Origin of the sequence: Neglectibacter sp. X4 (assembly GCF_009917365.1) — a bacterium.
Classification (GTDB): Bacteria; Bacillota; Clostridia; order Oscillospirales; family Acutalibacteraceae; genus Acutalibacter.
Genome location: NZ_QWLE01000065.1, coordinates 1 through 12,543, shown reverse-complemented (window position 1 = coordinate 12,543; position 12,543 = coordinate 1). Strand labels below are relative to the sequence as shown.

Below are 12,543 nucleotides of genomic sequence, written 5' to 3'. Positions count from 1 at the left end.
CATGAAGGACGATGGCTACACTACTGAGTACATAAAACGTATTGAGTGGGAGATCAAATGGCTCCGGCGTACAAGAAGCAAGTATCATTTTGTTTCATACCAAGATATGTTCCACACACGTGTGGAAACAGGGCGCAAGAAAGTGTGCAGCGAGGGCAGAGCGTATCACTTGCGCTCCATGTATGCCATCCTGCAGCGCTTTGAAGAGGACGGAGTATTCCCTGACAGAAGGAAAAGAAGGCCGCTCACCCCTAGGGGTTCATACTTCAAGCTGCTGCCCATATTCCAGGAAGTGATAGATACGTATAAAGCCTATGCGGAAGAGGCAGGGCTCAAGGAAAGCACGATCAAGAAACGACTGTCAAAAGGTTCCCGCTTTTTGCTATTTATGCAGGAAAGAGGCCATAGAACTTTAGCTACAATTTCAGAAGATGATGTAATGTCATTTTTTGTCGACAGCAATGGCATGGTCATATTGAGCAACACACACAAAAAGGAGATCCTGTCTATCTTTCGCGCAGAACTCGGGATTCATACTGAAAGTGCCCGTTGAATTGTCACATACCTGCCGGATATTAAAAAGCGCAAAAAGAACATCAAGTACCTGACTCCAGAAGAATCCGAAATGATCCGTGACTGCCTTTACGATACCGGCAATCATTTAAGCGCTAGGAACCGGGCACTGGGTATGCTGCTGTATTTTACTGGATTGAGAGCCAGTGACGCTGCTAAATTGCGGTTTGAGGACATTGATTGGGAAAAGGACGAGATACACATCCTTCAGCACAAATCCGGAGTACCTGTGAATATCCCTTTAAGTGCCACAGTAGGTAACGCTATATTTGATTACATCCAGAATGAGAGACCCAAAAGCGAGAACCCCCAAATTTTCCTGTGCGGGTACCCGCCGTATGATCCTATTTCGGGAGACACCATGTGGGTAATAGCCTCCACTATATATAAGGCCGCGGGAGTTCGGCAGACAAAAGATAAGCGGCGTGGAACACATCTTTTCCGATACCATCTGGCAACGTATTTAGCGGAGCAGGGGATCTCCCAGCCAGTAATCAGCGAAGTTCTGGGGCACGAAGCACCGGAATCCTTGGATTACTACCTGGCGGCAGATATAACACATCTGAGAGAATGTGCTTTGAGTATGGAAGAGTTCCCTGTCGGCGAGGAGGTGTTCTCCCTATGAATACCTACCACTCCGGATTCGCAGACCTGATTCAAATGTTCGTGGATAACCGCAAAGCCTCCGGCATGGGCTATGAGCGGTACGGCTATGATTTGCACCTGTTCGATAAATTCTGCGTGATGAATTATCCTCCTCTGGCCCCGCTCCGCCAGGAAATGGTAGATGCTTGGTGTACAAAAAGGGACACGGAGCTTAACCGTACACGCAACACCAGAATACGTTCTCTGCGTGCATTTATATTATTTCTGCAAAAGCGCGGGCTTACAGATATCAGCATACCAGAGCTTCTAAAACCTGAACCGCGGAATTATATCCCTTATGCTTTTACAACAGAGATGCTGCAAAGATTTTTCGCAGTTTGTGATAATCTCCCTGGAAACCGTCCAGACCAGCTAATAAAGAAGATGGTCTGCCCTGTTCTGTTCCGCCTTTTGTACAGCAGCGGCATACGAACAACGGAAGCCCGGCTTCTGCAGCGGAAAGATGTTGATTTGGAGCATGGCATCCTGGATATTCAGAAGTCAAAAGGATATGACCAGCATTATGTTGCACTGCACGAAACAATGACTTCCCTGCTTAAAAGATATGATCGAGCAATCGAACAGCTGCAGCCAAACCGTTCCTGGTTTTTTGAATCACCAAATGGCGGCGGCTATACGTACCAGTGGCTGCAATGCACTTTTAGGAAAATATGGGATAAAGCCAATGGATGCGGCAGTAAAGCCATCGCATATGATCTCCGCCACAACTATGCCATAGAAAACATCAATCGTTGGAAAGAAGACGGGTTTGAATTTTCGAATAAACTCTTTTATCTTTCAAAATCCATGGGGCACCGTAAAATCGCGTCAACTCTGTATTATTACTCTATCGTCCCCCGGCTTGCTGATACGATACAGCGGCAAACTGAAACTGACTTTAACTTGATGGTGCCGGAGGTGGATTATGAAGAAGACAAATGATGCGGTTAAGCTGTCGCGCTATATGTCGGAGTTTATTTATGACTACGCACCCAATTTTTTAACATACAGCCATCATACAGTAAAAGCGTATGTCGATACTTTGACCCTATATGTTACTTTCCTGGAAAAGGAAGGAGTGGCACCCAATGATTTTACCAGAAAACATTTTGAACGTGGGTATATTGAGAGATGGCTCCTTTGGCTCTCCAAAGACAGGAATTGTTGCCCAGATACCTGCAATGTGAGGCTCGGATCACTGCGCGTGTTTTTAGAATACCTTGGCACAAGGGATGTGGCGCTGCTCTATCTGTACCAGGAAGCCAAAATGATAAAGCGGCTGAAATGTGTAAAGAAGAAAGCACATGGGCTTACTCGGGAGGCAGTTACCGCTATCATGAATGAGCCGGATCTAAAAACCAAAACAGGCCGGCGTGATCTTACGCTGTTGATGCTGCTCTATGGCACTGCCGCGAGGTTGGGCGAAATTCTCTCCTTGCGGGTAGAAAACTTACATCTGAATGCGCAAAAGCCATATGTGAACCTTTACGGAAAAGGCGGAAAAATGAGGACAGCCTATCTTTTGCCACGTATCACCAGCAACCTGATGGGGTATTTACAGGAGTTTCACGGTCGAGAACCGTATCCGGACGCTTACCTGTTTTACTCCCGAGTAGGCGAAGACCGTGGCATGCTTACGGAAACTGCAATAGACAAAAGAATCAAAAAATATGCTAAATCTGCTCACGAAAAGTGTTTGGATGTACCTGTAAACACTCACGCGCATCAATTCCGTCACGCAAAAGCATCCCACTGGCTTGAGGATGGGATCAATGTTGCACAAGTCAGCTTTCTTCTGGGCCATGAAAGTTTGGAAACCACAATGAAGTATTTGGATATTACTTCTGAAGACAAAATCGATGCACTTGTTACACTGGAAAGTGAGAAGGGCAGAAATATTCCTAAAAAGTGGAAAACAACAGATGGGACATTGCTGGACTTTATTGGGCTCAGAAGATAAACGGAATTGAAATGAAATCCAAACTTTTCTGACTATCTTTCCTTATATATCTCTTCATTGTTGCGCCGGAACTTTGGATTTCACTTTGAGGGGGATTTCATAGCACTTGCGATCTGCTGCACATCGTAGCCCTGCTCGGCAAGCTCCAGAAAATCATCATCGGGAAGAGCAATCTGTGTGGCAAAGATGTTTGCCTCGTATTCCATTCTGCTGTCCCGAATATCAAAGATATTAAACTCCTTGAAGCCGCCAGCTTTGGTGGCTTCATCTCTATGTAGGCTGTCGTGTCCAAGCTCATGGAGCAGTACGATGTTCTCCATCACAGGGTGCAGATCTTCTTTAACGAACATGAACCGGTTTCGCATGATGACCTTATATGCGCCCCGTTGAGCTTTGAACGGGCAGTACATAATCTCTATGCCGAGTTCTTCGGCTATCCTGTGGGGATCACGAGTCCCACACAGTTTAACTATTTGATTTGCTCTGTGGACGATCTCAGATGTAGAGGCGTACAATGACCCTCACCCCTTTCCTTACGGATTATTATATCAAGGGTGAAGTCCGTTAAAGGGGACTCAGCCTTGCTCGGTATAGCGCTTGGGCGTGTATTTCCTGTTTTTCTCTTTGGCAATCCAGTATGCTTCGGTGATGGCTCTCATCATCACATCCATATCCTCTTCTGCCATCTCACCGCCGGCAAAAAGACCGGTTACTTCGCTCATAAGCTCCTCAGCCTGTTTAGCCCCTCTGGAGCCGTACCTCTCAGCGGCTTGGGCAACGAGAGCGCCACTCTCGCCAAGCAGCTCGGAGACCGGCATTTCAAGAGCCGAAGCAATTTTTTCTGATGCGTCAAATCGGGGACGGGCAACCCCGCTCTCATATTTCTGGATCATGCGACGGGAGATGCCGCAGCGTTGAGCAAGCTGTTCCTGAGTCAGCCCTTTTTGCTCTCTAATTTTTTTTAGGCGCTCGCTGAATGTCATAACCATTCTCCTTCGACTACTGTTTTTGAAAAGCGAACTTATTTTCTCAAAAGTCTATTGACACGAACATGGGTTCTCGCTATAATAGATGCACAAGGCGAACTTAGATTCACAAGTACATCTTACTATGCACATTTGCATTCGTCAAGTGCTTTTCGTAAATTTCTTTGGAAATCTGGTGATAAAATGGGTAGAAGGAAGGTATATGTCACAGGCGGCAATGCCCGGCACAAAAAAGACGCAGAGGAATCCTTTGCGTCTTTTTTATATAAATCCCGGGGCCACACGGCACCGGAAAATATCACCGGCTCTGCCGGAAAAGGAGGAATCAAAAATGTCCGAAAACGCAAGACTGTTGGCTTTCATAAGATTGCGTTTTATTAGGAAAACACACTGCCAAAAGGATTTTATGCTTTGGCGGGGGTCAGCCCGCCTCGGCGGTGTCAGTGGTGTTGATTTCAATATACTCGGCAATCCAGCGGAACTCGTCCGCAAACTTAAAGTGAACACTGATATTGCCGTTTTCGTAAACCTTGATATGGTCTACCAGCTCAATCAGAATTTCGCGGGTCAGCTTCTCGATGTTCTGATATTTCGCAAAAGCTACCAGCGCGGGATGCTGCTGGTCAATGCCGTTTGAGAGCTCTTTCCGTTCAGCCGTCAGCCGGGCCAGCAAATCCGAGAGCCCAGCGGCCTGCCATTCATAATCGGCTTTCATTTCCCGGTATTCCTGCTGGGTGATTTCCCCGTCTTTCCAGTCTTGATACAGTGACTGCTTGTAGCGGGTGATTTTCGTCAATTCCTTTTCCTTTGCGGCTATCTGGTCATTAAGGCGGTGGGATTGACTTTTTTTCAGCGGGGCCGCATTGATACGGGCTACTATTTCCGAGTAGGAAATGGCGGTGCTCACTTGATACTGGATGGCGAACAGAACGGCGGCCTCCAGACGGTTATGTTTGGGAAGCTGAGATATCCGGCAGGGACTGGAACCACTATGCGCGTTTCTCCGTTCGCAGACGGAAAAGACGTGGGAAAAGCAAATCAACCGGATGGAAAGTTTTGTGCACAAAGCAGGCGCCACAGAGGATGGAAGAATAATAGATATTTTTTGAACGGCAACTTTACGTTTTGAAAAAATCCACACTGGCGCACGATAAAACCAGCCGGCAGTTTCTGGCTGCCGGCTGGTTTTATGCTTTTATCCGTTTTTCATTTCTGAAAATAGTCCAGATACACCTGGACGGAACGGGCCATCTCTTTTGCAAAGTCGGCGTTGGTTTTTCTGTCAAACATAGATTTGAGGTATTCGTCAAAACCCTTGGAAGCGGTGCGCTCCTGGAACATATCGCGGATGTCCGCGCCGATCAACGCCTTATATTGGTTTTCGCAGACCATGTATTCCCTTGGGAACCGGACGGGCTTTTTGCGCGCCTTCTGCTGCTCTGTGGGGTAGCCGATGCAGAGCATGGCGGCCGGTAAACAGTACTGCGGAAGCTTGAAAAGTTCCCTGATTTTTTCGCAGTTTTCGAGGATATCGCCGATGTAACACGAACCCATGCCAAGAGCGTCCGCGGCAACCACAACATTCTGCGCGACGATGCAGGTATTGGATACACCGCTGACTATGCCCAGCAGCCCGGGCTTGTCGGGGGTAATGCCAGCCTCCCTGTAGGCATCGTTCCACTTCTGGCTGTCGGCGATAAACACCAGAACAACGGGGGCCGTGGCGATAAAGGGCTGGTGGTCACAAAGCTCTGCCAGCTGATCCTTTATGGCTTGATCCGTCACGTCGATAATGGTAAAGCCCTGCTGGTTGCCGCCGGTGGGGGCCTGCATGGCAGCTTCAAACAGAATGGCCTTGTCCTCCGCAGAGACAGGCCGATCTGTGTAGGCGCGTATGGATTTGCGGTCGTAAAGGTTTTGGATTACCGGATTCATAGCAGCACTCCTTTGTTTTTTGCTATTATACTTCCTTTTCATCAGGAAGTAAAGCCTTTTTGCCTTAAAGAGTATGAGGTGGACAGGGGTTAACCCGCAAAAAACATATTCCCCCTTGCGTTCCCATTAAAAATCTGCTATACTGTTTATTATAGTATCCGGTTCGCCCCCGAGCGAACACAGTATCCGAGTTACACAGTGCCTGAGCGTCCTGCGTTCAGGCACTGTATTTCTTTTTTAAAAAAAGAATAGTAGGCCCCCATCAGGGCACAGAAAGACGCGGAGAAAACCTCTGCGTCTTTTTTCATATAGATTTGAGCCTTATGGCTCCCATAACATTATCCCGGGAGCCAATGTGTCTCCCGTTTTCATAGAAAATTTTTTTGAGGGAGACCTGACAATGGAAAAGATCATCCAACTGAAAAACTATCAAACCCTGGCTACAGAGAAAATTGACGCAGAACTACAATCCTTTACCGGCGGGCGCAAAGAAAAATGTATCTCGTCCCACGCGGCGGCGCAGGTCACGCATTTCTGCGAGGAATCCCCCGCTTTTGCGGAGGTGGTCTACAAAACAAAGCGTACCCTGTCCGACTGCTGCGCGGAGGTCGTGAAAGACGCAAAGGAGTACATTTCCGACATCGACGTATACCGTGGTATCGTGCGGGCCTATTTCCCTAACGCAGACATAAAATTCCTGATGAACATTGAGATAAACGGGGACGCCCCCTCCGAAGAAGAGATGGCAAAAGCTCCAGAGAAAATATGTGTGGCCCACAAAGTAGAAGGCCAGCTTCTGCTGCGCTATACAGACGTGGAGCGCACCATTTATCCGGATAGGAAAAAGCCTGATTACACCTTTTCGGATGCCTTCTACACCTTGTTCCTGACGGAAAATGGCAGGCAAAAAGAATACGCCTACGCCTGGTGCCAAGCCCCCTATCAGGGCTACGACTGGCGGAGGCTGCCGAACGGCACAAAAAAACTGAACCCGACATTCGTATACACGCCCAATTTGCGCGAGGTGTTTGGGGAGAAATATTACCATGTGGACTTGCAGGTGGCTCTTGCGGGCTTACGGCGGCCAGTCCCTTTCCGGCGGCTGCTGGACAATCTGAAGAACATCCCCCAGGCCGAGTACCTGGTAAAAGCAGGGCTCCCGATACTGGCGTCCAGCGTTTTGCCGGACTGTAGGGCCAAAAGCCTGCTGGAATTGACTGGGCTGGGAAAAGAATACCTGCCCGCCATGCGGGAGAGCCAGGCCAGCTTTCAGGAGATACGGGTAGTTGCCCGGCAGAATAACCCAAGACCGGAAGAACTGCGACAGCTTTGCGCCCTCCGGCTGGACGGGGAGAGCTTGAGGCTGCTGGAAGCAACCGCCCAATATAATACGCTGGGCCGCACTTTAGCCTATGTGCAGGCCCAGTGGCAGCAAGCCCCCTGGCAGCTTAGACGCCGCAAACTGCCCTACTTCTTGACCCTTTACAGGGACTATCTGAACATGGCTGATGCACTACAAAGCGATATGGAAAAACGGGCCATCCTGGAGCCCCGCGACCTGAAGGAGCGCCACGACCTGCTGTCAGCTCGTATTGCCGGGCAAAAAGATGAACTGGAGAACCGGCGTTTTCAACGGGCTGTAGACAGTGGCCTGTACGGGTGGGCGAAACCCTACGCTAAAGAGGGCTTCTGCGTGGCCTACCCGGAGAGCCGCAGCGATTTCATCACGGAAGGCCAGAAGCTCAACCATTGTGTAGGCGCCAAAATGTACTATGAAAACCATATCTTCGGCCGGAACATGGTCTTTTTCATCCGCAAAACGGAAGCGCCAGAAAAACCCTATTTCACCGCTGAGATCGAGATGGTTACCGGGCGTGTCCGGCAGCTATATGGCTTCGGGGACTGCTCCGCGCCGAAAGAAGTGCGGGCCTTTACGGAAGGATTTGCCCGGGCTGCGGTGCGGTGGAAGTCCACAGGGACGCAGAGGGCTGCTGGATAAAATAGGCTTTCCAGTTGCATGGCAGGCCGGAATAGGATATAATATAATCAGGCAAAGCATATTCCCAAAAGGAGGGCAGATATGCCGGAACTTAGTAGGTTTTATAACATCGTTGTTAAGATGATTTATAGTGATGACTCACAGCATCATAAGCCGCATTTCCATGTTTACTACAATGAATATGAGGCTGCTGTGGGAGTGGATGGTGAGCTTCTCGCGGGGAAACTCCCTGTTAAGCAGTTCAAGTTAGTCCAGGCATGGGCAGCAATCCACGAAGATGAGTTATATAGCGCATGGAACAAGGCAGTAAAGAACATTCCTTTTGGAAGAATTGAACCATTGAAGTGAGGGAAACGATATGTATACGGTTGATGGTATTGTTTACGCAGGCGAAAAAATTCCGGAAATCAAAATAAGTGGAGTCAGGCCGCTGGGAGAATATAAGCTCTGGCTCAGGTTCAGCACAGGAGAAGCCCGTATTTTTGACTTTTCTCCTTTGCTGAAAGAACCGGCATTTACCCCGCTGGAAGATCCGGAGGTGTTTAACGGCGTGTATATAGATTACGGTATGACAGTCTGGAAAGATGGAGAAATCGACATAGCCCCGGCGTATCTATATAATCATTCCGTTGCGGTAGAAACCAGTATGGCTGGATAATTTTTTGAATTGCACTTTCTCGGCACAGTACCCCAGGAGGAGATGTTATGAGCGATAAAAAGTTTAGCGCTGTCATGGGGATTTTGGTTCCGGAAATCGTCCATTTGATCGTGGAAAACTATCCGGAGCACAGCGAGACGACCGCCATGAACGAGCTTTACACATCAAAGGTCTATTCTATCCTGGAAGACGAAAGTACAAAGCTGTGGCATTTCAGTCCGCTCACGCTGTTCAACATGTTTGATGAAGAAAAGCGTACAGGGCGATTCGAGTGGCCGGAGGAGGCATGATTTATGAGCGAACAGGGTAAATTTACTATTTACTGCGCGGAGCAGTACAAGGCTGCAAAGCACCTGACGGGAAAGCATCTGGCTGATTTGTTCACCCAGTATGGCCTGTGGGAATACATCTATTCCTGCTATGGGGCGCTGCACACGACCGGAACAAATTATATCATTGAGGACATAGACGCTTTTATCCGGGAGTGTGAACCACGCAGAGCTTGATTTGGGAAAGCTGAGAATTCTCTCTTGCATTTAACCCCAAAACCTGCTATACTATTTACTACAGTATCAGGTTTGCCGCCGAGCAAACACAGTATCCGAGTTACACAGTGCCTGATGAGTATAATACTTCACCTTGTGAAGTATGCGCTCTTAGGCACTTTTTGTTTTTTACAACTTAACACTGGCCCCCTAGGGCAAAAAGAGATACAGAGGTTTCTTTGTATCTCTTTTTTATATAGATCGGGGCCATCCGGCTCCCTCTAACTTTCTTTCCGGGGGCCGCGCAGGCTGTCCCCATTTGCATAAAAATCAACGAAAAGGAGACAGCAAAAATGTTCGTAGACGAAAAAGCAGGCCGCATGAAGGCGTTGATTGCAAAAATCCGGACGGCAGACACTGCCTATTACCGGGACGATGACCCCATCATGACCGACCGGGAATATGACAAGCTGATGGATGAGCTGCAGAGAATGGAGGCCGAAACGGGCCTTGTCCTTTCCGGCTCCCCTACGGGGACTCGTTCCTGGATATCACGGATTTGGAGAAGCTCGGAGCTTTCCACTATGGTCGCAAGACTCCCCCTCTGTGACCAGCGGCAGATATTGGAGGTGGTGGAGCTTCTGGTAAAACAAGCAGAAGCCCGGGAGGAGGCAGAAAAGCCGGAAGCAAATGCCTGAAGAAAATCTATTTGCATATCCGGGTACAGTCTGGTAGAATAGTATAAAGTGGATAGGGTTTCCCTAAAAGGATGTGTGGCATGAAAGTACGGTACTCCAGGAACGCACTGAAATTTCTGAGCAAGTTAGACGCGAAGTCTGTGGAGCGAATCCGTGCTGCTATAGCTGGGCTGACAGAAAAACCGCCGAGGGGCGATATCAAACTAATGCAGGGATACAGCGATGACCGGATGCGGCTGAGAGTAGGCGGCTGGCGGGTGGTGTACCGGCTGGAACGTGATGGAAGAGTAGAAATTCTCCTTGTTATGGAAATTGGAAACCGTGGCGATATCTACAAGTAAGAGGGGGCAATTGTATGTCTGAAAAAGTTGTTGAGGCAGCCAGGCTGATGGATATGCTCCCAGAGGCCGATCAGGATTTTGCCTATGAGTTTATTAAAAAATTAGTGCGTGCCTGGGATCCGGAATTCACAAAAGCCACGCCGCAGGAAGCAAGGGAAATGGAAGAGGCCGAGGCCAGCGGGTTCGTGGACGAAGAAGACGTTGATTGGAACAATTTATCCAAGTATTCAGATTGACAACCCGCGCAAAACCTGCTAAAATAACAGTACAGTATCCGGTTCGGAAAACGAACACAGTCTCCGAGTTACAAAGTGTCATGTTGCGCCTTGCGGCGTAAGTGGCACTTTTTTTGTTTCTGTGCAAAATGTTTCCGGGCCGGGTACGGCAAAAAAGGCAGCAGTCTGTAATAGTAAACGCGCTTGAAAATCGTACGATTTTCAAGCAGGCGGCATAGCCGCCAGCGCAAAAGAGGCACCACTTCTTTTGCGCTGCGTTAACTATTTGATTGCATGCCTTTTTCTATTTTACAACACGAAGGGAGTCCTACAAAATGTCAAACTACCTTGAAAGCCTATCACGATAAAAAAGCAAAGGAGAACGCACAATGGAACGCTTCATCAAAGACGAAAGAACAGGTATCAGCTACGAGCTTATCGGGGACTATTATTACCCCTGCCTTACCTCCCCGGCCAGCCCGAACATCGGCAGGTATGGCAGAATGAGATGGAGGTATCTGAAAGAGCACAGGCAGGTGTTTTATTCTCAGCTTGTACTGTCTGATAAGCTGGCGAGCTACCTTGAGGAAATCGACCAGTCCGCAAGCGAGATGATACATTGCTTCTGAAACTCCACGCGATTAGGTTCCATGTTCTCACCTCCTTTCGTGCCGAAAGGTAGGTAGTACCTCCCTCTTTTCGCGGGATAATACAGACGATTTTTTCAAACGCCGAAAAACGGCAAAACTTTTTTTGAAAAAATCTCCTGCAAACGCAAAATGCGCCCGTCCGCAAAACGCGGACGAGCGCAAAGGAAGTATCAGAAGTATTTAGATGATTTGTCTGTTCATACCAATAGGCGAAACAGCCCGACGGTGGGTGAACACTTTTTTTGACAGTAAAGAGTTAGGCGGGTTAGAACAAATAAAAACGGACATGACGATACCTCCTTGATACCGCCATATCCTTAAAAAAGGGCGACTTTACTACACCCTCCGACTTCCCATTTTTCAAAAAAGGAAAAAGGCGGTTTTAAATAGTGTCTACATGAGTTAAGCACGAATAGCAGCCCAAATAGCGATACAACGGACGTGTACCGCAGCGATAAAGGCATCAGAGGTCTTTGTCCGCCTGCCCCTCCTCCCAGATACGGAGGACGTTCTGGACGCAGGCGTTCAGCTTGCTATTTGGGTCATCGGGCAGGAGCGGGTTCATCAGCCGCTGGTCGAGGCCGATCTTGCGTCCGTCCGAGGTGATCTTGAGCATATTGTCAACCGAGGGGTCTATATTCCCGCTGTGGACAGCGGCGGCCCGTTCGGACAGGTCCGCCACCATCTCCTTCTGTATCTCCGAGGGCTGTACCACCACGGTCTCAAACTTCGCCTCCGGCACAGGGAGGTGGAGCTGGTCGGCGGTCTTGATGTCGGCCACCTCTTTGAACATACTCATGAGTTCCGGCAGATTGAAGAACTTGGCAAACCTCGTCCGGGCGCGGTAGCCGGTCCCCTCCGGGGCCAGCTCTATGGCCGTGGTGGTCTCGCCAAAGGTGGAGGCCCACTGGTCGAAATGGGTCAGCCCCTTCTGCCGGAGCGTACCATGCTGCAGATAGCGCATCATGGTATAAAGCTCTGTCATACTGTTCGACACGGGCGTTCCCGTGGCAAAGACCGTACCCTTCCCGCCGGTCAGCTCGTCCATATACTGGCACTTCATGAACATATCTGAGGACTTCTGCGCCTCGGAGGTGGAAAGCCCCGCCACATTCCGCATTTTCGTGTAAAGGAACAGATTTTTGAACGCATGAGCCTCGTCCACGAACAGCCGGTCAACGCCCAGCTGCTCAACGTTGGAGAGGTATTGCTACTCGTTATGCTAAGACCTCTGATGCCTTTATCGCTGCGGTACACGTCCGTTGTATCGCTATCTGGGCTGCTATTCGTGCTTAACTCATGTAGACACTATTTAAAGGGTGTTCTGATGAAGAATTAGGCGAGCTTGTAGGAGAAAGCAAAGACCAGATACGCCGTTTTATCCGCCTAAGCCTGACA

The 12,543-nt window shown here is 48.9% G+C and carries 16 protein-coding genes and 3 pseudogenes; 14 read left to right on the top strand and 5 right to left on the bottom strand.

Annotated elements, in window-relative coordinates:
* From D1841_RS15035 to D1841_RS15020, 4 genes are all read left to right on the top strand, one after another.
* On the top strand, window positions 1–553 hold a 553-nt coding region (locus tag D1841_RS15035; RefSeq protein WP_160644310.1), incomplete at its 5' end, for a hypothetical protein.
* Window positions 554–1,198 (top strand): tyrosine-type recombinase/integrase, encoded by a 645-nt coding sequence (locus D1841_RS15030; RefSeq protein WP_347564022.1) that lies wholly within the window; start codon window positions 554–556, stop codon window positions 1,196–1,198.
* Window positions 1,195–2,160: a tyrosine-type recombinase/integrase gene (locus D1841_RS15025; RefSeq protein ID WP_160644306.1), complete on the top strand. Its 966-nt coding sequence runs from the start codon at window positions 1,195–1,197 to the stop codon at window positions 2,158–2,160. Before D1841_RS15030 ends, D1841_RS15025 begins: the two co-directional genes overlap by 4 nt.
* Complete coding sequence (locus D1841_RS15020) at window positions 2,144–3,178, top strand: tyrosine-type recombinase/integrase (protein ID WP_160644304.1); 1,035 nt, start codon at window positions 2,144–2,146, stop codon at window positions 3,176–3,178. The genes D1841_RS15025 and D1841_RS15020 overlap by 17 nt, the downstream gene beginning before the upstream one ends.
* 80 nt (window positions 3,179–3,258) lie before the next feature.
* Here the strand turns inward: D1841_RS15020 and D1841_RS15015 are convergent, their stop codons facing one another.
* From D1841_RS15015 to D1841_RS15000, 4 genes and pseudogenes are all read right to left on the bottom strand, one after another.
* Window positions 3,259–3,693: an ImmA/IrrE family metallo-endopeptidase gene (locus tag D1841_RS15015; protein WP_160644302.1), complete on the bottom strand. Its 435-nt coding sequence runs from the start codon at window positions 3,691–3,693 to the stop codon at window positions 3,259–3,261.
* Window positions 3,694–3,753: 60 nt separating this feature from the next.
* Window positions 3,754–4,161: a helix-turn-helix domain-containing protein gene (locus D1841_RS15010; protein WP_160644300.1), complete on the bottom strand. Its 408-nt coding sequence runs from the start codon at window positions 4,159–4,161 to the stop codon at window positions 3,754–3,756.
* A gap of 424 nt (window positions 4,162–4,585) precedes the next feature.
* A pseudogene (locus D1841_RS15005) lies at window positions 4,586–5,119 on the bottom strand (DUF4368 domain-containing protein); the annotation flags it as partial.
* 251 nt (window positions 5,120–5,370) lie between these two features.
* A complete protein-coding gene (locus D1841_RS15000; RefSeq protein WP_160644298.1) occupies window positions 5,371–6,099 on the bottom strand; it encodes a nitroreductase family protein in 729 nt (242 codons plus the stop codon).
* 400 nt (window positions 6,100–6,499) lie between these two features.
* Here D1841_RS15000 and D1841_RS14995 point away from each other — a divergent pair, with 400 nt between their 5' ends.
* The 9 genes from D1841_RS14995 (at window position 6,500) to D1841_RS14955 (ending at window position 11,124) form a co-directional block, all read left to right on the top strand.
* Window positions 6,500–8,098 carry a PcfJ domain-containing protein gene (locus tag D1841_RS14995; RefSeq protein WP_160644296.1) on the top strand — a complete coding sequence of 533 codons (1,599 nt, stop codon included), beginning with the start codon at window positions 6,500–6,502 and terminating at the stop codon, window positions 8,096–8,098.
* 81 nt (window positions 8,099–8,179) lie between these two features.
* Window positions 8,180–8,446, top strand: a complete 267-nt coding sequence (locus D1841_RS14990; RefSeq protein ID WP_160644294.1) for a DUF4160 domain-containing protein — start codon at window positions 8,180–8,182, stop codon at window positions 8,444–8,446.
* A 10-nt stretch (window positions 8,447–8,456) separates the two neighbouring features.
* Window positions 8,457–8,756, top strand: coding sequence for a DUF2442 domain-containing protein (locus D1841_RS14985; protein WP_160644292.1), 300 nt, complete (start codon window positions 8,457–8,459; stop codon window positions 8,754–8,756).
* 47 nt (window positions 8,757–8,803) lie between these two features.
* Window positions 8,804–9,046 (top strand): hypothetical protein, encoded by a 243-nt coding sequence (locus D1841_RS14980; protein ID WP_160644290.1) that lies wholly within the window; start codon window positions 8,804–8,806, stop codon window positions 9,044–9,046.
* 3 nt (window positions 9,047–9,049) lie between these two features.
* A complete protein-coding gene (locus D1841_RS14975; RefSeq protein ID WP_160644288.1) occupies window positions 9,050–9,262 on the top strand; it encodes a DUF3791 domain-containing protein in 213 nt (70 codons plus the stop codon).
* 332 nt (window positions 9,263–9,594) lie between these two features.
* Window positions 9,595–9,939 (top strand): hypothetical protein, encoded by a 345-nt coding sequence (locus D1841_RS14970; RefSeq protein ID WP_160644286.1) that lies wholly within the window; start codon window positions 9,595–9,597, stop codon window positions 9,937–9,939.
* A gap of 80 nt (window positions 9,940–10,019) precedes the next feature.
* On the top strand, window positions 10,020–10,280 hold the full coding sequence (locus D1841_RS14965) for a type II toxin-antitoxin system RelE/ParE family toxin (protein WP_160644284.1): 261 nt from the start codon (window positions 10,020–10,022) through the stop codon (window positions 10,278–10,280).
* Window positions 10,281–10,294: 14 nt separating this feature from the next.
* On the top strand, window positions 10,295–10,516 hold the full coding sequence (locus D1841_RS14960) for a hypothetical protein (protein WP_160644282.1): 222 nt from the start codon (window positions 10,295–10,297) through the stop codon (window positions 10,514–10,516).
* Between the two features lie 368 nt (window positions 10,517–10,884).
* Window positions 10,885–11,124, top strand: coding sequence for a TnpV protein (locus D1841_RS14955; protein ID WP_161880074.1), 240 nt, complete (start codon window positions 10,885–10,887; stop codon window positions 11,122–11,124).
* A gap of 493 nt (window positions 11,125–11,617) precedes the next feature.
* Here the strand turns inward: D1841_RS14955 and D1841_RS14950 are convergent.
* Window positions 11,618–12,337, bottom strand: a pseudogene (locus D1841_RS14950) (N-domain protein, SNF2 family); the annotation flags it as partial.
* Between D1841_RS14950 and D1841_RS14945 the strand changes: the two are divergent.
* A pseudogene (locus D1841_RS14945) lies at window positions 12,337–12,441 on the top strand (IS5/IS1182 family transposase); the annotation flags it as partial. The pseudogenes D1841_RS14950 and D1841_RS14945 sit on opposite strands and share 1 nt — an antisense overlap.
* Window positions 12,442–12,543 lie beyond the last annotated feature (102 nt).